17 protein-coding genes are annotated in these 19,951 nt (G+C 43.8%); 8 read left to right on the forward strand and 9 right to left on the reverse strand.

What is annotated here, in order from left to right:
* Positions 1-136: 136 nt before the first annotated feature.
* From lpxA to purC, 5 genes are all read right to left on the reverse strand, one after another.
* Positions 137-958 carry an acyl-ACP--UDP-N-acetylglucosamine O-acyltransferase gene (gene lpxA, locus FIS9605_RS0116595; RefSeq protein ID WP_026733604.1) on the reverse strand — a complete coding sequence of 274 codons (822 nt, stop codon included), beginning with the start codon at positions 956-958 and terminating at the stop codon, positions 137-139.
* Between the two features lie 222 nt (positions 959-1,180).
* Positions 1,181-1,711, reverse strand: a complete 531-nt coding sequence (gene fabZ, locus FIS9605_RS0116600) for a 3-hydroxyacyl-ACP dehydratase FabZ (protein ID WP_026733605.1) — start codon at positions 1,709-1,711, stop codon at positions 1,181-1,183.
* A gap of 121 nt (positions 1,712-1,832) precedes the next feature.
* Positions 1,833-2,696 (reverse strand): UDP-3-O-acyl-N-acetylglucosamine deacetylase, encoded by an 864-nt coding sequence (gene lpxC / locus FIS9605_RS0116605; RefSeq protein ID WP_026733606.1) that lies wholly within the window; start codon positions 2,694-2,696, stop codon positions 1,833-1,835.
* Between the two features lie 169 nt (positions 2,697-2,865).
* Positions 2,866-5,400 carry a BamA/TamA family outer membrane protein gene (locus FIS9605_RS0116610; RefSeq protein ID WP_026733607.1) on the reverse strand — a complete coding sequence of 845 codons (2,535 nt, stop codon included), beginning with the start codon at positions 5,398-5,400 and terminating at the stop codon, positions 2,866-2,868.
* 210 nt (positions 5,401-5,610) lie between these two features.
* The gene (gene purC, locus FIS9605_RS0116615; RefSeq protein WP_026733608.1) at positions 5,611-6,339 is read right to left on the reverse strand and encodes a phosphoribosylaminoimidazolesuccinocarboxamide synthase; all 729 of its coding nucleotides are present in this window, start codon (positions 6,337-6,339) and stop codon (positions 5,611-5,613) included.
* A gap of 386 nt (positions 6,340-6,725) precedes the next feature.
* Here purC and FIS9605_RS0116620 point away from each other — a divergent pair, with 386 nt between their 5' ends.
* Positions 6,726-6,992, forward strand: coding sequence for a DUF7219 family protein (locus tag FIS9605_RS0116620; RefSeq protein WP_026733609.1), 267 nt, complete (start codon positions 6,726-6,728; stop codon positions 6,990-6,992).
* A gap of 88 nt (positions 6,993-7,080) precedes the next feature.
* On the opposite strand, the gene FIS9605_RS0116625 is transcribed toward FIS9605_RS0116620, so the two are convergent.
* From FIS9605_RS0116625 to FIS9605_RS0116640, 4 genes are all read right to left on the reverse strand, one after another.
* Positions 7,081-9,651 carry a GAF domain-containing protein gene (locus tag FIS9605_RS0116625; protein ID WP_026733610.1) on the reverse strand — a complete coding sequence of 857 codons (2,571 nt, stop codon included), beginning with the start codon at positions 9,649-9,651 and terminating at the stop codon, positions 7,081-7,083.
* A gap of 143 nt (positions 9,652-9,794) precedes the next feature.
* Positions 9,795-10,928, reverse strand: a complete 1,134-nt coding sequence (locus FIS9605_RS0116630) for a glycosyltransferase family 4 protein (protein ID WP_026733611.1) — start codon at positions 10,926-10,928, stop codon at positions 9,795-9,797.
* A 300-nt stretch (positions 10,929-11,228) separates the two neighbouring features.
* A complete protein-coding gene (locus FIS9605_RS0116635; RefSeq protein WP_035139903.1) occupies positions 11,229-11,546 on the reverse strand; it encodes a hypothetical protein in 318 nt (105 codons plus the stop codon).
* Positions 11,547-11,558: 12 nt separating this feature from the next.
* Positions 11,559-12,713, reverse strand: a complete 1,155-nt coding sequence (locus tag FIS9605_RS0116640) for an NAD-dependent epimerase/dehydratase family protein (protein ID WP_026733613.1) — start codon at positions 12,711-12,713, stop codon at positions 11,559-11,561.
* A gap of 365 nt (positions 12,714-13,078) precedes the next feature.
* Between FIS9605_RS0116640 and FIS9605_RS0116650 the strand changes: the two genes are divergently transcribed.
* The 7 genes from FIS9605_RS0116650 to FIS9605_RS0116680 all read left to right on the forward strand — a co-directional run bounded on the left by FIS9605_RS0116650 (position 13,079) and on the right by FIS9605_RS0116680 (position 19,934).
* Positions 13,079-13,423 (forward strand): hypothetical protein, encoded by a 345-nt coding sequence (locus FIS9605_RS0116650; RefSeq protein WP_026733614.1) that lies wholly within the window; start codon positions 13,079-13,081, stop codon positions 13,421-13,423.
* 112 nt (positions 13,424-13,535) lie between these two features.
* Positions 13,536-15,047, forward strand: coding sequence for a stress-responsive protein Ycf46 (ycf46, locus tag FIS9605_RS0116655; RefSeq protein WP_026733615.1), 1,512 nt, complete (start codon positions 13,536-13,538; stop codon positions 15,045-15,047).
* A gap of 140 nt (positions 15,048-15,187) precedes the next feature.
* The gene (locus FIS9605_RS0116660; RefSeq protein WP_026733616.1) at positions 15,188-15,538 is read left to right on the forward strand and encodes a DUF1257 domain-containing protein; all 351 of its coding nucleotides are present in this window, start codon (positions 15,188-15,190) and stop codon (positions 15,536-15,538) included.
* Between the two features lie 373 nt (positions 15,539-15,911).
* Positions 15,912-16,829, forward strand: a complete 918-nt coding sequence (gene thrB, locus FIS9605_RS0116665) for a homoserine kinase (RefSeq protein ID WP_026733617.1) — start codon at positions 15,912-15,914, stop codon at positions 16,827-16,829.
* Positions 16,830-16,919: 90 nt separating this feature from the next.
* Positions 16,920-17,432, forward strand: a complete 513-nt coding sequence (locus FIS9605_RS0116670; RefSeq protein ID WP_197036066.1) for a hypothetical protein — start codon at positions 16,920-16,922, stop codon at positions 17,430-17,432.
* 294 nt (positions 17,433-17,726) lie between these two features.
* A complete protein-coding gene (locus FIS9605_RS0116675; RefSeq protein WP_026733619.1) occupies positions 17,727-19,337 on the forward strand; it encodes an NAD(P)H-quinone oxidoreductase subunit 4 in 1,611 nt (536 codons plus the stop codon).
* A 57-nt stretch (positions 19,338-19,394) separates the two neighbouring features.
* On the forward strand, positions 19,395-19,934 hold the full coding sequence (locus tag FIS9605_RS0116680; RefSeq protein WP_442854713.1) for a GFA family protein: 540 nt from the start codon (positions 19,395-19,397) through the stop codon (positions 19,932-19,934).
* The last annotated feature ends 17 nt before the right edge of the window (positions 19,935-19,951 follow it).

The raw sequence follows: 19,951 nt of genomic DNA on the forward strand, positions 1-19,951 counted from the left end.
TAGTAGGGATTAGGGGCAATGGGGATTGGGGATTGGGGATTGGTGATTGGTGATTGGTGATTGGTTTTCTTACCGATGCCCATTGCCCCTTGCCCTATGCCCCAGTCCCCAGTCCCTAGTCCCTAATCCCTTATTGTCAAGATTCATCATCCTTACTAGCTGCTTTCCCTTTTCCAGGAATTAAGCCACGTCTTCCCGGCATTTGAGAAAGTAGGAGGAAGCGACGCAGATGCTGTAAATGTTCCGTATCTCCCAAAAGTTCTAGTTGTTCCAAGGCATCCTTGAAAATTAAGTCAGAACGATAGAGAATACGGAAAGCTTTTTTCAAGGTTTGTAAGTCAGTAGCTGAAAAACCAGCGCGTTTGAGTCCGATAAGATTAAGTGTTCGTATCCGTGCTGGATTTCCTTCTACCGTCATATAAGGCGGTACATCCCGGTCAATACGTGCCATACCCCCTATCATTGAGTGCTTACCTATATGCACGAATTGATGAACACCCAAAACCCCACTTAGTCTGGCACGGGATTCGATGTGAACATGACCCGCCAGTGCTACTGAGTTGGCAATCACTACTGAGTCTTCAATTACACAGTTATGCCCCACATGGACATAAGCCATCAGTAGGTTGCTATTGCCGATGCGAGTCTCTCCACCTGTACCAGTAGCTCGATTAATTGTAACGTATTCTCTAATTAAGTTATCATCGCCAATCTTAACCCAGCTCAATTCGCCAGCATATTTTAAATCTTGGGGTTCCAAGCCAATAGCGGCTCCTGTAAAAATCTGATTTCGTGCCCCAATTTCTACAGGTCCATCTAGCACTGCATGAGCGCCAATTACGGTTTCGGGACCGACTTTCACATGCCCTCCAATCACAGCATAGGCACCGACTTGTACTGTCGGGTGCAGCTCCGCGTTAGGATGAATTACAGCAGTTGGATGAATAAGCGTCTTCAAGGATGCATCTCCAGAACAGTAAGCGTGCTGAGTCTTGTAGAGACGCGCCGTGGCGCATCTGAATTCTGTAGCCGAAAGTATCGGGTAAGCTACTTTGGTGTGAGGGCGGCAAAAATCTAGAAATCAGACTATACAGTTATGGCTTGTTGCTGTTACAGATATCCTGGAACAGGATTTAGTGAAGGCACGTCACGGCCGTGCCTCTACTACTAGAGTAAATTTTTAGTTTACAAGGGAAAACATTAGTTCGCCTTCAGCAGCGAGCTGACCGTCAACTTCGGCACGAGCTTGCATTTTACCGAAACGACGTTGTTTCACCCATAACAGTTCCACTGTCATCACTAGTTGATCTCCGGGAACAACTTGGCGACGAAAGCGGACTTTATCTATACCAGCAAATAGGAAGAGTCCACCTTCCAATTCTGCCGCTTGTGTCATCACGACACCACCAACTTGTGCCATTGCTTCTACAATCAGCACACCTGGCATAATCGGACGTCCTGGAAAATGTCCTTGAAAATGGGGTTCGTTAATCGTGACATTTTTGATGCCAACAGCTCGTTTCCCAGGTACGTAGTCAATAATCCGGTCTACTAGTGCGAAGGGGTAGCGGTGCGGTAGAAGTTTCTGAATTTCTTCTATTGTGAAAATGGTTTTTGTTTCAGATGGAGTCGTAGTGGAATAATCTAATTGCTCCTGAGTTGTTGCTGGTGTGGGACTATCGGTAGAATTTAGTTCGGTGACAGTTGACATTGGTGGTGTTGTTGATTTTATATTTTGGTTTGACTTGCAGGAGACTAAATAGTTTAGTATTAGAGATTGTTTAGTAGTGGTTTGTAAAAATACCACTAACCACTAACTACTATCCAAATAACTACTTACCACTCCCCGGTCGCAAATCCCAAATTTTTTGCGCCAGTTGAACGTGTAAATTGTGGCTGGCTTTATAAGCCAAGAAGTGAGCGCAGGGGAAAGTCCCCAATAAACTTAAGTCTCCTACTAGATCCAAAATTTTATGACGTACTGGCTCATTTGCAAATCTTAATGGTGGATTTAGCCAGCCATCAGGCCCGCATACGAGAGCATTTTCTAAGCTTCCACCTTTGATTAACCCGGATTTTTGTAGGTATTCAATTTGATGTAACAAACCAAAGGTACGGGCGGGGGCAATTTCTGCTGCAAAGCTCGCATCAGTATTCCCTAGGTCGGTAGGCGGAGACCAACTGTGCCATTGGTTACTAATAGCAGGTAGCTCGAAATCAATGCCATAGGTAAAGCGGGTTGCTGGTGCAGGTAGGGCGCAAACAAAAGCATCCTCCTGACGCACCCATATTGGCTCATTTATGGGCTGAGGCGCATTTTCTATGGTTAGGGTTTGTGAGACTAAACCCACTTGAGCTATGCTTTCTGTCCACACTTTTGCTGAACCGTCCAAAAGCGGTACTTCTGGGCCGTCGATTTCAATCCGGACGTTATCTACACCCATACCTGCTAGGGCTGCTAACAAATGCTCCACAGTTCGGACACTTGCCTCTGTTTTCCCTAACTGAGTAGAGAGAACAGTCTGACTAACCGCCGTTACTTGTGCTGGAATTATCGGAGTGTTGGGTAAATCTACTCGTACAAAGTAACGTCCACTGCCTGCTTCTGCTGGTAGTATCCGCACCTGAGTACTTGCACCGCTATGCAATCCCACTCCTGTTTGGCTAATTTCAGTTGCGAGAGTTTGTTGCTGCATATAGTCCTTTGTCATTTGTCATTTGTGAGCCAGCGCGCTCCAAAGGGGGTTTCCCCCATGTAGACGCCCGCAGGGCGGCTTCTCGCAGAGTACCCGTAAGGGTCATTTGTCCTTTGTCATTTGTCATTTGCCAAAAGCTAATGACCAATGACCAATGACTAATGACTACTTAAAATCTTTCGCCAATACCAAAATTAATACGGCTGTCTCCTTCATCGTTGAAACCGTAGTCAATGCGGATAGGACCTAATGGGGACTGTACTCGCACACCGAGACCGTAGCCGTAGCCACTACCGTTTTTATCCAACAAATCACCTGCCTTGGTTTCTGTTCCGAGGTCAGTAGCAGCATCAAAAAATAGTGCGCCGCTGACTACAGAGAAAACAGGAAAGCGATACTCTACTGAAGCTTGCAAGAAACTGCTGCTACTGGCTAATGCACCTTCTTCGTAGCCCCGGACGGAGTTGCTACCACCTAGAGTAAACGCTTCGTAGGAAGGCACGTCACCAAGTATGGTTCCACCTTGGATGTTAAAAGCAAGGGTTTGCGGTCCTTCATTAAAGTTGGTGAATTTTACAGGAATGTAGTAGCTATAGCTACCCCGAATCTTGCTCATCAAAATGTTCCCTAGTCCTACAGGTACGGACTGGTCTAATCCTAGGCGGAAGAAAGAACCACTGGTTGGTTGCAAAGCATTGTTGCGTTTGTCACGTACTGCGGCTAGTTGTAATGTCAGCAAGTCATCTTGACCAGTTCCAGATTCGGTCAGGTCGATTATTTCTGTAGGTTGATCGTTCTCGAATATTGTTGCTTGCTTTCTAATGTCACCATCAGAATCACGAGTGGAAACTCGTTGATATCTTACACCGGCTGAAGCTGTCCATTCTGCACGCTCATAAGGATTTTTGGACAAAGGACGGCTAAAGTTGATGCCACCACCTAGACGTAAAATACGGGGGGTATCGCCATCGTCCTCACCTTCTTTAAAGGTTTCGATGTTATCATCTTCCCCTTCATAAATCAAAGAAATCGAACGACTACGGAAAAGATTTGCTGTGTAGGAAGTTCGGTAAGGGTCTCCAGCTATCCAAGGATCGGTAAACCGAACATCAAACAGCAATTCCCGTTGACCTACCTCTAACTCGGCACCCAGTTTTTGGTTTCTTCCGTTCAGGTTTTGCTCTTGATAGCTGATAGTGCCAAACAGTCCACTAGCAGAACTAATACCCGCCCCTGCTGCAATAGAACCGCTACTACGCTCAACAACATTGACAACCACATTCACTTGCCTAGGGTCAGTACCGGGGTCAAGAGAAACATTTACGTCCTCAAATAGTCCCAGTCCGTATACCCGCTGCAAGTCTCTTTGCACAATGTTGCGGTTGAATACCTGTTTGGGCTTTAATTGCAGTTCTCGTGTAATGATATATGGTTGCGTCCTTCCCCTGATTGGTCGTCCTTCTTTGTCAGTCTCCTGACCTTCTTTAGTGCGATATCTGACGTTAATATCTTCCACTACCCCCTCCGCTACACTCAGGGTGACGACTCCGTTTTCAGATACCTGCGGCGCTCCAACTACCTGCGCTAAAACGTAACCTTGGTCTTGATACCATTTGAGTAACTGTTGAATACTTTGTTGCAACTCCCGCAAGTTAAGGATTCTACCGTACTGGTTCTTAAAAATTTGATTTGGAACATTTGGAGGTAATACCGAGGGAACGCCGGTATTAGGATTGGCGTCAATTCTTACCTGATTCAGAACTGGGTTAAGCTGAACTAAGAAAGTCACCCGTACCCCTAATGGTGTATCTTCTGGCACTGCCTGAACATTAGAGAAAAAGCCAGTGGTAAAGACGGCATTAATATCTTGTTGCAGTTGCGATCGCGTTGTCGTCCGCCCCGGCTGGGTACGAATTGCGGCGTAAACATCGTTTTCCAGTTGCGGTGGTAAAGGCTGTCCCTTCTCAGTTCTAATTAAAACTTCCGATACCAGCACACGAGGTTCAGCCTCTGCTGGTGGTTGTTGGTTGATGGTTGGTGGTTGTTGAGTTGGGGAAGGAGGTTGTTGGTTGGTGGTTGGTGGTTGTTGGTTGGTGGTTGGTGGTTGTTGAGTTGGGAAAGGAGGTTGTTGGTTGGTGGTTGGTGGTTGTTGAGTTGGAGAAGGCGGAGTATTTGTAGGGGAAGTTATGCCAGGACTTTGTGCAGTTGTTGGATTTGTCGAGGTTGGTGTTATGCTCTTTGGTGTTGTCTTTAATGCTGATGCACCTGGTTCAGTGACAACTTTTTGTTGTTGATTTGTTGCTGATGTTGCGACTGCTGTAGTTTGTTTTGGATTTTGAGCAGTTTGTATACTATTTGAGCGATCGGATGTCGGTATTATTACCCCCGATCTCGTTTCTGCTGTTGGAAATACAGCAACAACTTCATTTTGTTGGTCTGTCGCTGATGTTGTAACTGCTGTAGTTTGTTTTGAATTTTGAGCAGTTTGTGTACTGTTTGAGCGATCGAATGTCGGTATGATTACCCCTGAGGTCGTTTCTGTAGTTGGGAATCCAGCAACAACTTCCTGTTCTTGATTTGTTACTGGTGTTAAAACTTCTGCTGTTTTTTTGGAATTATTCGCAGTTTGTGCATTTGCATGGATCGAACAGCTTAATGGAGCAGCGATCGCCATCACTGTCATCACAACGGGGGATAAGCGCATTTTATTTTGATTGTTCTTCACTTACACACACCATGAAAAATAAAGTAAGCTTTCAGTCACAGGGTAAAAGTAAAAAATAATTTAGTGCTTTTGCCTTTCCAGTTAAGAAATAAATTTGCAAAAGCCTTTACTAAAGAGACTGGAGACTAGATGAGAATCATGAATAATGAATTCTGAAAATTTCATAATTCATAATTCATAATTCATAATTCATAATTCATTTAGTACTCTTTTCAAAACCTCCTGATAGGCGTCCTCTACATTCCCTAAGTCCCGGCGGAAGCGGTCTTTGTCTAGCACACGAAGATTAGGATCGTCCCCTGCACTGATATCCCATAAACGACAGGTATCTGGGCTAATTTCATCTGCTAATAACAACTGTTGTTGTGAATCCAAACCAAATTCTAGTTTGAAATCCACGAGGGTAATGTTGCACCTCTGAAAAAATTCCTTCAGAAAATCGTTGATTTTCAATGCTAGATGGGTAATACTGTCAACTTGTTCCGGAGTCGCTAGTTCCATCAATAGCAAGCGATCGCGTGTTAGCAGAGGATCTCCCAATTGGTCGTTTTTGTAATAAAACTCTACTAAAGGCATCTTTAGCACAGTTCCTAGTGGTAATCCTGTTTGTTGACAAAGACTGCCAGCAGCAATGTTCCTGACAACTACTTCCAATGGCAAAATTTTCACTGCCCTGATCCGCATTTGATTTGCAGCAGGATTGTCAATAAAGTGGGTTTTGATACCACGTGCTTCCAATTCTTGGAATAATTTACTGGAAATGCTGTTGTTTATTCTTCCTTTCTCTTGGATACTACCGCGTTTTTGAGCGTTAAATGCTGTTGCATCATCTTTAAAAACAGCCAGTAAGATTTCTGGGTCGTCTGTAGGGTAGATAATTTTGGCTTTGCCTTCGTATAGCTTGGTATGGACAGACATGGTAGGAGTTAAAGTTATGGGCTATTGCCAGCTTCTATGCTTCAGGCTTAACCATTTTATCTTTTGTCTTTAGCTATTAGTCATCAGTGAAGTAACTCAGTAAGACTGTTGACCACAGATAGATGCACAGGTAGTTCTGGATAACTACTATCAAGGTGTATTTTTTATTTTTCCTGCAACAGTAATTACTTGGAATTAAATAGAATAACAGATTTTAATGTATTTTTTTATACAAAAACTCACAATTTTAGATCAATTTAAATTACGATCAAAATTTAACTAAAGTGTTCAATGATAGGCAGTTAGCTGCCCAGAACCTAAATTATGATTTGCTATTTATTCAGTTTGAGATTAAAAACAAAAGGAGGTGAGAAGCAAACAGAGAAATGGTTAACAAAGACGATTTTCTTTATCCTCGGGGTCGCTACTACGGTCAGGTAAAACCAGAGAACTTATTGTTCAACGCTAATTTGCAGGAATTTGCACAAAAAGTCAGCTATATCTGCAACTTAGAGACATCTGGCAAAATCCCACCTCAAGAGGCTTACGAGCAAATCAAAGCTCTTTGGAAAAGTTTGAAACAATCGAAAAAAGAACTGAGAATTGGCGAAAACCCTTTCCGTATGGACGATGAAGACAAGCCAGAAGAATAATCAGTCAATAGTCATTGGTCATTGGTTAGTGGTTATTCGCCATTCCCTATTTCCGAACCTTTACGAGTAATACTTTTTGTCTAGTAATTTACTTGTTCATCATTGTCCAAACGCCATCCCAAGAGTTTGGCAGAGTTTGTTGAAGGTAAGTGCGGGCACGTTCTAAGTGGATATCGACGGCTTGATCCGCAGGCCGAATTTTTTTTGCCGTTTCAAAGCAGGCGATCGCCCGCTCAAAGTTACGGCTCAAATAGGCATCACGTCCGTCATGGTAATGGAACAAAAATTCTTGGGTAGTGGTGTCTAGGGATATAGTGCGATCGCTAATTAACTCGTAGATGTTTACCGCCTGATGTTTACCTTTGACGCGGATTTTGTCTAACTCGCGTACCCAGATGCGATCGCGGCATAAATTGTAAGTAAATTCACTTAATATAATATCACAACCATATTCTTTGGTCACTGCTTCCAAACGCGAACTTAAATTGACGCCATCGCCAATAACTGTGTAGTCCATGCGTTTGTGAGATCCAATATTGCCAGAGACTACTTCTCCCGAACTAATGCCAATACCAATATAAATTTTTGGTTGCTCTTGGATAACTCGCCGTCGGTTAAACTCTTCAAGGCGTTGCCGCATTTCTAATGCTGCTTGCACCGCCTTCCAAGCATGGTTTTCCATTAGCGGTAGTGGCGCGCCAAACACTGCCATTAAGGCATCGCCAATAAACTTATCGAGAGTGCCTTCGTGGTTAAATACAGCTTCTACCATCGTCTCAAAATACTGATTCAGCAGCGATACCACCTCAGCAGCACCGAGATTTTCTGTGAGAGTAGTGTAACCTCGAATGTCGGAGAACAAGATGGTTACTTCCTTACGTTCACCTACCATTAAGGCATCTTCCCCCAATGCCATTACTTGTTCGGCAACACGGGGAGTCAGGTAGCGGTACATCGTATTTTTCATCCGCTTTTCCTGACTTATGTCTTCTAAAACGACTAAACCGCCGCGTACACCACCTTCTGGGTTAGTCAAAGGGTTAACGGTAAGATTGATGCTGCGTTCGATTTTATGAACATTATCAGCACTCAATAACTTGAACTGGGGAGTGAGGGGTTGGTTCCAGGGGATAAAAATATCTGCTTGAGTGCGATCGCCTATTGCCAAAATGTAAGTTCCTGTATCCTGGGCAAATGTGTCATCTGCGGTATTTAAATATAATCCCACCGTCAAATTTTGCTCTGGTACATAATGTCTTGCTCCCGTTTTTAGACTATCTTGCAGTCGCATTTTTAAATTATCAATTGGTACAACCTCCCAGACAAGGCGACCAATTAAATTTTTTTCCCATAAATGTTTATTTTGTTTGGCATTTATATCCGTTAAAGAACAACCAAGCAATTCCAGTGCCGCATCATTTATAGTTACAATCCGACCGTCCATATCTGTAGAAAGTACGGCATCCGAAAGGCTTTGCAAAATGTCTTTTTGATACTGTTTTTCTAATAGTACATTTTCAAATAAACGGGCATTTTCTAAAGCAATTCCTGCTTGAATGTTAAAAGCCCGCATAAACTCTTCATCAGAAGTAGTAAAACAGCCTTGTTGTTTGTTAATTAACTGTGTCACACCAATCAATTCATTAGCAGAATTGAATACTGGCAAACACAGGATGTTACGAGTTACATACCCCGTCTTTTTATCTGTAGTGGGATCAAAACGGGGGTCTTTGTAGGCGTCAGGAATATTCAGCGCTTCACCAGTAGAAGCCACATAGCCAACAATCCCACGGTTAGCGGGAATGCGGATTTCCATCAATGTTTTGCCATCCGCAGCTGCTACTTTTGTCCAAAGTTCTCCCATTTCTTTACGATACAAAAATAGTGTGCTGCGGTCTGCTTGCATTAAAATCCGCGCTTGTTCCATGACTATTTGCAAAGTCGCTTCTAAATCAAGACTTTGCCCTAGTGTTTGAGTTGCCCGCAAAAGAGCAGTTGCACCCCTTTGATTACGGGCTGCCACGTAAAAAGATTGACAGCTTTCTAAGATAATACCGATAGCAGAGGCAAAGTTGCGAAATCGCTCTTCATCTTCACAATCAAAGGGAACATTTCCAGCTTTATTAGCCAGTTGTACTACTGCTACGACCTGGTTTTTACTACTTAAAACTGGCATACATAAAAGATTATCAATCTTGTAGCCCATTTGTTTTTCCAGATCTGAACTAAAAAGCGGGTGAGTAGAGGTTTCAGAGATATTGAGACATTGACCTGTGATGGCAACATGACCAGGAATGCCAACGGTAATGGGAATACGAATTTCTAAAGGTTTGTGAGTATTATCTTGAGGAATTTTTGTCCACAGTTGACCCTTGTCGTAGTCTACCAAGAAAATTGTAGTGTGTTCAGCTTGGAGAATTTGACCAATTTTGAGTGTAATCGCCTCTAGTACCTTCTCCAACATAGTTTCTAGGGCTTCATTGTTGATGAGTTCAATTGCCCGTAGAAATTGCTGGAATTCAGCAGTAATAAAGTCTAGTAAGCAAACAAATTCATTAACAGAAAGGTCTTTGACACGACGCAGTAAGGCGTGGGTACGATTAACTTGAGTAAGTTCAGTTAATGTAGCCAAGACGCTACCAGAATTTAGAAGTGTCATGATTTTATGTTAGGGGATCGGGGATTGGGTATCGGGGATTAGAGAGACAAGGAGGACAACGAAAGGGAAGGAGGACAAGGAAGCATTTTTTCTCCCTTGTCTCCCCCTTCTCCTAATCCTCAGTTCCCAGTCCCCAGTCCCCTTTAAGCTGCTTTCGGTAATTCAGAGTAGATGACCTTCTGATAATAATCTTGCAATTGGCGAGTGGCAGCTGCCCATCCCCAACGTTCTGCTTCTCGACGGGCATTTTGACGAATAGTTTCTCGTTCTTGTTTCATCTCTAACAAACGAATCGTAGCAGCGATCGCCCCCTCGTCACCTGCATCTAGTTCAAAAAGGTATCCATTTACACCATCTGTCACAATATCAGGAATACCACCGGAACGGGCTGCTACTACCGGACACCCTGCGGCCATGGCTTCTAGCAATACTAAGCCCAATGTTTCTGTACGGGAAGGAAAGATAAAAGCATCAGCGCTAGCAAATGCCGAAGCTAATTCTTGACCAACCAAATAGCCAACAAAATGAGCGTTTGTATTAGCAAAATGCTTTTCTAAGGCTTGGCGCTGGGGGCCATCTCCCACTAGTGCCAGTCTCGCTTCAGGAATAGCTTCTAATATTGGTTTGATGCGCTCAATTTCTTTTTCGGCAGAAAGACGCCCAACGTAAAGCAGTAGGGGACTATCTGGGTGATTTTGCGATAAACGCGATCGCATTTGTTGACTGGCTAAGCTAGGATGAAATGTTTCTGTATCGACTCCCCGCTGCCACAAATTCACTCTTTCAATGCCGTGTGTTGTTAGTTCCTCCATCATCGCTGTAGAGGTACACAAATTTAAAGCTGCTTGATTGTGACCTGCTTTCAGTAATTCCCACAGCAAGCCTTCTAGCATTCCCAAACCATAGTGCTGGAGATATTGAGGCAAATGGGTATGATAAGAAGCCACTAAGGGAATATCGAGTATTTTGCTATAGAATATACCAGCCAATCCCAAAACCGCTGGATTTACTACATGAATAATATCTGGCTGAAACTGTTCCAAAATGTAACCAATTGCTGGGCGGGGCAGTGCCATTTTTAACTCTGGATACAGCGGTAGAGGAAAGCCGGACACACCATATATTTGCGCTCCTTTGTATTCACTGATGCCACCATCAGGACAAATCACTAGTACTTCATCGCCACTGCGTTGTAAATGTTCAATGGTATGGCGCAAGCGCGTTACAATGCCGTCAACCTTGGGCAGAAAGGTTTCGGTGAATAAAGCTATCCTCATAAAATATGATTCAGTACAGGCAGTGTGTTCAAATAATCTCAGCGTCTGGGTAATTTCTGCATCATTCACAGCGTAAACCGTCTGGCGGGCTACAAGCAATTCCCCACAGTCACTTTGTCCTCTATTCTTCTTTGCTCAGAATAGCCGTTGGTGGCAACAAAATGACCATTAGGCAGACAATACACCCGATAATCAAACGTTTACTGGTCGTCATACAGTGGGAGAATCTGACGACCATTTTTCAGTTTTAGACCAGCAATTTACTTGAAATAGAGTTCCGTGGTTAGCCTCGTTCAAAGTTTACCCTAGGTTGAAAGTATCATTTAAATCAAGTTTGACTGTTAGGTAGGTGCAAATTCCATGAATGCCAATGGCTGTTATTACCCCACCTAACAACACTCCGACTCCTTCAGCAAAGCAATTTATTCTGTGTCTGTTTTCTGCTGCTTCAGCAACAAGTAAGTCACGCATCGTTGCAGATGGAGACTTCGCTACTTGCTGGTAATTTTTGTAAGCAGCATCTAGTACTGCCCATTCGGGAAGTAGGTAGTAGATACTAACACTACTAAATGCCACACCGGGCAGTACAACAAACACAAACAGAACAAGCGATCGCATCTTCATGCTTTGCTATTTACGATGCCAAGTCACTTTCGGCAAAATTTGGTTGTTATCGACTCGGTTTTGATATTTGATCGCAAAGTTCAACAGAGAATCAAGTAGGGAATCAGAGAGATAGTGAGGCTGTAAACCCAGATCCAGCAGCTTTGTATTTTTGGCGTTGAAGTAATGTTCTTCTTTTTCAATTCTGGGGTTATCCAGATTATTAACTTCCACATTCAGTCCCATCGCATTTCCGGCTTTTTTCACCATCATTGCCAAGTCGCCAACGCTAAATAGTTCGGTAAATTGGTTAAACACGCGAAATTCACCAGGCTGAGCTGGGTTGGCGATCGCTAATTCAATACATCGCACCGTATCCCGAATATCCAAAAATCCACGCGTTTGTCCGCCTTTACCATAAACAGTCAGGGGATGTCCAATCGCTGCTTGGATACAGAAGCGGTTCAGTGCTGTCCCAAACACACCATCGTAATCAAGACGGTTAATTAACAGTTCGTCCATTCCGGTTTCTTCGGTTAAGACGCCATAAACCACACCCTGATTTAAGTCTGTTGCCCGCAGTCCCCAAATCCGACAAGCAAAGTGGATATTATGGCTGTCGTGGACTTTGCTTAGGTGATACATTGAACCAGGTTGCTTGGGATAAGGCAGGGTATCTTTACGTCCGTTGTGTTCAATAGTGATATAGCCTTCTTCTATATCTATGTTGGGTGTACCGTATTCACCCATTGTTCCTAGCTTCACCAAGTGGCAATCTGGGAAATCTTCTTTCATCGCGTACAGCAAATTCAGTGTACCGACAACGTTATTGACCTGCGTCATCACTGCGTGTTCGCGATCAATCATGGAAAATGGAGCTGAACGCTGTTCGCCAAAATGCACAATAGCATTTGGTTCAAATTGGTGCAGTGCTTTTTGGAGAAACTCGTAATTAGTGATATCGCCAACAAACAGATCGATGGATTTACCAGTCAAATCTTGCCAGCGCTGGATGCGTTGCTGAATTGGCGCAATTGGAGTGAGAGTTTCTACACCCAGTTCGTTATCCCAGTGTCGCCGCACCAAACTGTCTAGAATGCCAACTTCGTAACCTCGATTAGAAAGGTAAAGTGCGGTTGCCCAACCGCAATAGCCATCGCCACCAATAACCAGGACTTTCATTTTCACCAGTTTTTACTCGCTGATAGCTAAATCTATCAGGTTTATGTCACCTCTTGACCATGAAGATTGGGGATTGGGAATTGGGGATTGGGGATTGGGCAAAAATAAGTCAAAAGTTAAAAGCTAAAAGTAAAAAGAAAGAATTTTTTCTTTTACCTTTTTACTTTTTACTTCTCCAGTTCCTTTGCCCCATGCGCCTTGCCCATTGCAAGAGTGCCCACTAACTACTAACCACTAACCACTACCCACCAACCATTTGTAAATAATTGTTGCAAAAATGCCGTCAAAACGTTTTACTGTCTTGACAACCAAAACAGGAGTCGATATCGTAAGAAACATACCCGGGTAAGACCGTTAACAGAGTTATGCAAGCTAATAAGCAAAAGGTTACTTTGTATTTATCGCCAGAACTGCACAGAAAACTGAAGATACGTTCAGCAGTCGATTCTGAACCTATGTCAGAGCTTGCCGAACGCGCTCTCGTTTTCTACCTGGCAAACTCAGAAATGGTAGATGAAGTATCTACCTATGGCAAAACTCACAGAGTTTACACCTGTCCAAATTGTGAAAGTTCACTAGTTGTAAAGGACGGGGAATTGGTTGCCTTGGGCAAACAACCGGGAATCATTGATCAAGAGCATCTGCCAGTGGAAGAGATGGAAACAGAGCAAGCCCATCCCAAAGGTGAGGAAGAATTAGTTCCTTGCTAAATTCGGAATTACGAAGACATAAACATTTATATTTATGCATTCATAATTCCGCCATCTTTACCAACAGCGATGTCTGGAGTGTCTGTAAAAAAGGTCTCAAGTAGGTCGATGTATGAAAGAAGAGCTCAACATCCTCATTCAAGCTCAATACCCTTTAATCTACCTTGTGACCTCCGAGGAAGAGCGGGCTGAGCAGGCAATTTCTACAATCGCCCAATCGTCAAAGCCGCAAAGGCGAGTATACGTTTGGACAGTAACTCATGGCATCGTAGAGTATGGTCAACCCCGGAATGTAAGCCAGCACAATACGGTTTCACCGGAAGCGGCGATTGATTGGATTATCCGGCACAGAGAACCAGGTATATTTATTCTTAAAGATTTACATCCGTTTATTGATGCGCCTGCGACAACAAGATCTTTACGTGATGCGATCGCTAGCTTCAAAGGCAGCCAAAAGACTATACTTTTGATGTCGCCGATGCAGCAAGTGCCAATCGAACTGGAAAAAGAAGTTGTTGTTCTTGACTTTGCACTTCCAGATATGGGTGAGTTAAATAAAGTTTTGACTCACCATCTAGAGCACAATCGTGGACGAAGGTTGACAACAGAGGCACGAGAAAAACTTCTCAGAGCAGCTTTAGGATTAACTAAAGACGAGGCTGAGAAAGTATACAGAAAAGCGCAAGTAACGACTGGGCGTTTGACGGAAGAAGAAGTAGATATAGTTTTATCAGAGAAAAAACAGCTAATTCGGCGCAATGGTATATTAGAGTACATAGAGGAAGATGCAACCATTGACGCGGTTGGCGGCTTGGAAGAATTGAAGAAATGGTTGAAGCAGCGCTCTAACGCTTTTACAGAAAGAGCACGGGAATATGGTCTACCCCAGCCAAAGGGTATGTTGATATTGGGGGTTCCAGGTTGCGGTAAGTCTTTGATTGCCAAAACCACCTCTCGACTGTGGGGTTTACCACTGCTGCGTTTAGATATGGGACGGGTCTATGATGGCTCGATGGTAGGACGTTCGGAAGCCAATTTGCGGAATGCTTTGAAAACCGCTGAATCTATTTCCCCTGCCATTCTATTTATCGATGAATTAGATAAATCCTTTGCTGGTAGTACGGGTTCTTCTGATTCTGATGGTGGTACTTCTAGCAGGATATTTGGCTCTTTCCTCACCTGGATGCAAGAGAAAAAGTCCCCAGTATTTGTAATGGCAACTGCCAACCGAGTAGAGAGATTGCCAGGGGAATTTTTGAGGAAAGGTCGTTTTGACGAAATTTTCTTTGTGGATCTGCCAACTCCGGAGGAACGACAAGACATTTTTACGATCCACTTGAGTCAGCGCCGTAATGACATCTCTAGGTTTGACCTTGAACAATTATCCAAGATGTCAGAAGGCTTTTCTGGGGCTGAAATTGAACAAGCGATCGTGGCGGCGATGTACGAAGCTTTCGCCCAAGATCGAGAGTTCACCCAGTTAGATATTATTGCTGCGATAAAAGCGACATTGCCGCTGTCTCGTACGATGCAAGAACAAGTAACAGCTTTGAGAGACTGGGCTAGACAGCGTGCGCGACCCGCCGCAGCCTCCGTTGCTGAATATCAGCGAATGGAGTTTTAAAAGCTTTCCCTTGTAAAGACAGGGGGGAAAGGCTAGCAGCAGATGCTAGCAGTTACAAAAAAACCGCGTCAAGCTAAACGCGGCTTCTGTGAAAACCAAACCGTTGTCCTTTTTCTCTATTCTCTTTGGAGGAAACCCAAATGTCTCATTTTAGCACTCTGCGTACCAAAATTACCGATGCCGAAATCCTCAAGCAGTCCTTGCGCGACCTCGGTATCACCGTAAAGACCGAAGCTGATGTTCGTGGTTACAATGGCCAGCGTGTTCGTTCTGACATTGTAGCAGTATTGGAAGGCGAATATGACCTCGGTTGGTCTCGCAACAGTGATGGTTCTTTTGATCTCATCGCAGACCTGTGGGGCGTTGCTAAGAAGCACAATCAGACCGAACTGATCAACTCCATCAACCAGAAGTATGCTGTTAACAAGACCCTGGCTGAAGTAAAACAGCGCGGTTTGCAAAATGCCAACGTTAAGTTGGTATTGCAATAATTATTTCTCTGCGCGTTCCCAAAGCTGCACGGGTTAACCAAGTTAATAGCGGTTAGCCCGCTTTTTTCCGGACTGGAGTTATTGCCAGTCCTTGTTTATTTACAGCTACTTTTCTTTTGGGCAAGCAGAAATTTTGCTTGCCCATTTTGAATTTAACATTTTTTAATAGCAATTTTAGTTTTTTTTGATTTAAAACCCGGTTTACAGAATGTTACCGGGTTTCTAAATTTATTAGCGATCGCACTTTTGATTCGGTGAGTTTGGACGAGATGGAGAGATAGTGACTAGACCATAACCAATTTATATGGCATGACTAATGAGCAAATCAATCATTTACGTGAGATGCTGGTTGATTGATTAGTTATTTTTTTCAATGTTTGCTGTTGATTCTGTATCTGTAACTGTTCCTGCTACAACTGCGAATTTAGGCCCGGGGTTTGATTGTATCGGTGCAGCTTTAACGCTGTACAACGAGTTCAAGTTCACAACTCACACTCAGGAAAAGGTGACAATTACCGTCACGGGTGCGGAGGCTGAACGAGTTCAAACTGATGAGAGTAATATGCTCTACCAGGCATTCGTAAAGTTATATGAATACCTGGGGCAAGCTCCGCCACCCGTGCAAATTGATATCAAGCTAGGTGTACCGCTAGCAAGGGGTTTGGGTAGTTCGGCGACGGCAATTGTTGGTGGTTTAGTTGGTGCTAATGTGTTGGCGGGTGAACCTCTGAGTCAGTCGCAGGTGATGGAGTTGGCGATCGCAATGGAAGGACACCCGGATAATGTTGTCCCAGCTTTCGTGGGGGGTTGTCGTCTGGCTGCTACTAGTAATGCAGGTTGGGAAATTTGTGAGGTTCCTTGGCATGAGGAGATAGTACCAATAGTGGCAATTCCTGATTTTGAGCTTTCCACAAAAGAGGCGCGGCGAGTATTGCCAAAAGAAGTGAGTCGCGCAGATGCGATTTTTAATACGGCGCATCTGGGTTTATTGTTGCGTGGTTTGGAGACTGGTAGAGGAGATTGGTTAAGAGCTGCTTTACAAGATAAGTTACATCAGCCTTTTCGGAAAGCATTGATTAAAGGATACGATGCTGTGAATGCAGCTGCTGTTGCTGCTGGTGCTTACGGTATGGTGATTAGTGGTGCGGGCCCAACCCTATTGGCTTTAACGGATATAGCCCATTCTGAAGCTGTGGCGACAGCGATGGCAACAGCTTGGCAATCTGAAGGAATTTCCCCTGTAGTGCGATCGCTTAAAGTTGATAATCAAGGAGCAAGAAGCTTTTTTTAGTCATTGGTCATTGGTTATTAGTTAGTAGTTGGTGGTTGGTTCGAATAACTAACAAACAACAAATAACAAACAACAAACAACAAAAGACAAATGACAATAGAGCAAATTCAAACAGAAATTGTAGCGCTTCGCTCTCAGATTGAGGTTCTGCGCCAAGAACGTGCCTCTATTAGCGTCAACATCACGCCTCCGGAGAATGATTCACCCCAGGCCATCGCTGAAGCTTACCGTCGTCACGCGAGGGAAAATGCTCAATTATTTGCAGAATTGAAGGGGATAGATGATGCGATCGCTGCCCTAGAAGATCAATTGGCGCAAAAACAAGACCAGTTGCAGCATTGGCAAGCACAAGCAAAACAACTTTCTCTACAGGAGCAGCTAGAAGAGGCGAAAAAAGTTGCCCAGGTTCACGCAGAGCGCATCAATCAGCTAGCTGCGGAACTCGCAGCAGAAATACGCAGTCTCAAGGCTTGTGCCGATGAGCTGAGTCCGCTTTACTGGCAGGTATACTACAAACCGTTTATTACTGGGTTCAAAACGATTTCGGTTCCCCATGTTCGTTCCGATGGAGATGTGTGGACTATTGTCAACCGTATTGTTTAACAAATGAGTGATTAGTTTTCTCTATAGTTTGGTGTAAATAGCGAAAATTCATCGTTACGAGATGATATTCTCCTTCAGAAAGTTGATATTAAGATTTATAACGGTAGCGTAAGCTACCGTTTTTTGTTGACTTAGCAAAACTTTACATCTAGAATGGATTTTGGCAATTCTTCATAAGTATTTATTACTAACTATGCTGAAAATTTAAATTTCTAGGGATAAATAACGTTTACAAAACTATGAACTGCTTAATATAATGTAATTAAAAGCAAAAATGAAAAACGATTGTCAGTGATGATTGCCCAAATTCCCTGGTTAACAACCATAATTCTCTTGCCTTTGGTGGCAGCCTTAGCCATCCCCCTCATCCCAGATAAAGAAGGAAAAACCGCCCGCTGGTATGGTCTGGGAGTAGCACTAGCAGATTTTGCCTTAATGATTTATGCCTTTTGGCATCACTACGATTTTCAAAGTTCAGCATTCCAACTAGTAGAAAAATATCCCTGGATACCGCAGTTGGGTTTGAACTGGTCTGTAGCAGTCGATGGTTTGTCAATGCCACTGGTACTGCTAACAGGCTTAATTAACACCCTCGCAATCTTCGCGGCTTGGAAAGTGACCAACAAGCCGCGTTTATTTTATGGTTTGATGCTGGTGTTGTACAGCGCCCAGATCGGCGTATTCGTCGCTCAAGATTTACTATTGTTCTTCTTAATGTGGGAAATCGAATTGGTGCCTGTGTACCTGTTGATTTCCATCTGGGGAGGACAAAAGCGCCGTTATGCAGCTACTAAATTCATTCTTTACACCGCCCTTGCTTCAATATTTATCCTAATAGCAGCTTTTGCAATGGCATTCTCCGGAGACACCGTCAGCTTCGATATGGCGACTCTGGGAATGAAGCAATATCCTCAAGTCTTAGAACTTCTCGTTTATGCCGGTTTCTTAATTGCCTTTGGCGTCAAATTGCCGATTTTCCCTCTCCATACTTGGCTACCTGATGCTCACGGCGAAGCTTCTGCACCCGGTTCGATGATTTTGGCTGGTGTGTTGTTGAAAATGGGTGGTTATGTGCTCATCCGCATCAACATGGAAATGTTGCCCGATGCTCATGTTGTCTTTGCCCCAGTCTTAGCAGTTTTGGGTATAGTCAACATTATCTACGGTGCTTGCTGCGCCTTCGCTCAGACTAATCTCAAGCGTCGCTTAGCTTACTCTTCGATTGCGCATATGGGATTTGTGCTGGTTGGTATCGCTTCCTATACAGAAATTGGTATGAGCGGTGCTGTACTGCAAATGATTTCCCACGGTTTGATTGCTGCTAGTTTGTTCTTCCTCTCTGGTGTAACCTACGAGCGCACTCACACTTTGATGATGGATCAAATGGGTGGTATAGCAAAAGTCATGCCCAGAACCTTTGCTCTGTTTACCGCCGGTGCTATGGCTTCTCTGGCATTACCCGGAATGAGTGGCTTTGTAGGGGAGTTGATGGTATTCCTCGGTATCGCTACTAGTGATGTTTACAGTTCCAGTTTCAAAGTTGTGGTTGTGCTGCTCTCTGCTGTGGGTGTGATTTTGACTCCAATTTATCTACTGTCGATGTTGCGCCAAGTATTCTACGGCAAACAGAGTACACAGCTACATCTGGATGCGATCGTACCCGATGTCAAACCCCGCGAATTGTTTATCACTGCTTGCTTGCTCCTTCCCATCATCGGTATCGGCTTGTATCCAAAATTGGCAACACAAACCTATGATGTCAAGACTGTAGAAGTTGCTGCTCATGCTCGCCAGTTTCTACCAATCGTCGCCAAGCAACAACCATCTAGTTTATATTCCACTATTATTACTGCGCCAACATTAGCTAATTCACAAGCTGCAAGTTTGGTTAATATCGCTGAATAAATATTTCACAGGACTGGTGCTACTAAATAATCGTAGAAAAATAGGGTGGGGGTGATTTTGCGATCGCCCCCACAACTATTTCAATATTGGGGAAGTTTTCGCTACAATCAAGCAGCAGCGCAATTTAATGGGGAGCAAGCTGTGAGTGCTTCATACATTGGAGGCTGTCAATGTGGACAGATTCGTTATGAAATTCGTGCAGAACCGTTAACCCTCTATCTATGCCATTGCAAGGAATGTCAGAAACAATCATCTAGTGCCTTTGGCATGTCTCTCACAGTCGAACGAGATGCTGTTGTCATAATCCAAGGACAACCCAAATCCTGGACTCGTAAAGCCGATAGTGGACGTGAGGTGACTTGTCTGTTTTGCGACAACTGCGGAACACGATTGTTTCATGACCGAGCTTACAATCAACAGACAATCAACGTCAAAGCTGGAACTTTAGATGATACAAGTTGGTTACGTCCTGTGGGTAATATTTGGACACGTAGCGCCCAGCCCTGGATGTTAATTTCCGATCAGATGCTCAATTATGAGGGACAGCCAGAAGATGTGCATCCATTGTGGGAACAATGGACACAACAGCATTCTTAAATTTTGGTAGGAACCTG

Origin of the sequence: Fischerella sp. PCC 9605 (assembly GCF_000517105.1) — a bacterium.
Taxonomy (GTDB): Bacteria; Cyanobacteriota; Cyanobacteriia; order Cyanobacteriales; family Nostocaceae; genus PCC9605.

Excerpts from the sequence above, each read along its gene's own strand:
- fabZ (WP_026733605.1), bottom strand. The coding sequence starts at position 1,711 with ATGTCAACTGTCACCGAACTAAATTCTACCGATAGTCCCACACCAGCA.
- lpxC (WP_026733606.1), bottom strand. The coding sequence starts at position 2,696 with ATGCAGCAACAAACTCTCGCAACTGAAATTAGCCAAACAGGAGTGGGA.
- FIS9605_RS0116610 (WP_026733607.1), bottom strand. The coding sequence starts at position 5,400 with ATGCGCTTATCCCCCGTTGTGATGACAGTGATGGCGATCGCTGCTCCA.
- purC (WP_026733608.1), bottom strand. The coding sequence starts at position 6,339 with ATGTCTGTCCATACCAAGCTATACGAAGGCAAAGCCAAAATTATCTAC.
- FIS9605_RS0116620 (WP_026733609.1), top strand. The coding sequence starts at position 6,726 with ATGGTTAACAAAGACGATTTTCTTTATCCTCGGGGTCGCTACTACGGT.
- FIS9605_RS0116625 (WP_026733610.1), bottom strand. The coding sequence starts at position 9,651 with ATGACACTTCTAAATTCTGGTAGCGTCTTGGCTACATTAACTGAACTT.
- FIS9605_RS0116630 (WP_026733611.1), bottom strand. The coding sequence starts at position 10,928 with ATGAGGATAGCTTTATTCACCGAAACCTTTCTGCCCAAGGTTGACGGC.
- FIS9605_RS0116635 (WP_035139903.1), bottom strand. The coding sequence starts at position 11,546 with ATGCGATCGCTTGTTCTGTTTGTGTTTGTTGTACTGCCCGGTGTGGCA.
- FIS9605_RS0116640 (WP_026733613.1), bottom strand. The coding sequence starts at position 12,713 with ATGAAAGTCCTGGTTATTGGTGGCGATGGCTATTGCGGTTGGGCAACC.
- FIS9605_RS0116650 (WP_026733614.1), top strand. The coding sequence starts at position 13,079 with ATGCAAGCTAATAAGCAAAAGGTTACTTTGTATTTATCGCCAGAACTG.
- ycf46 (WP_026733615.1), top strand. The coding sequence starts at position 13,536 with ATGAAAGAAGAGCTCAACATCCTCATTCAAGCTCAATACCCTTTAATC.
- FIS9605_RS0116660 (WP_026733616.1), top strand. The coding sequence starts at position 15,188 with ATGTCTCATTTTAGCACTCTGCGTACCAAAATTACCGATGCCGAAATC.
- thrB (WP_026733617.1), top strand. The coding sequence starts at position 15,912 with ATGTTTGCTGTTGATTCTGTATCTGTAACTGTTCCTGCTACAACTGCG.
- FIS9605_RS0116670 (WP_197036066.1), top strand. The coding sequence starts at position 16,920 with ATGACAATAGAGCAAATTCAAACAGAAATTGTAGCGCTTCGCTCTCAG.
- FIS9605_RS0116675 (WP_026733619.1), top strand. The coding sequence starts at position 17,727 with ATGATTGCCCAAATTCCCTGGTTAACAACCATAATTCTCTTGCCTTTG.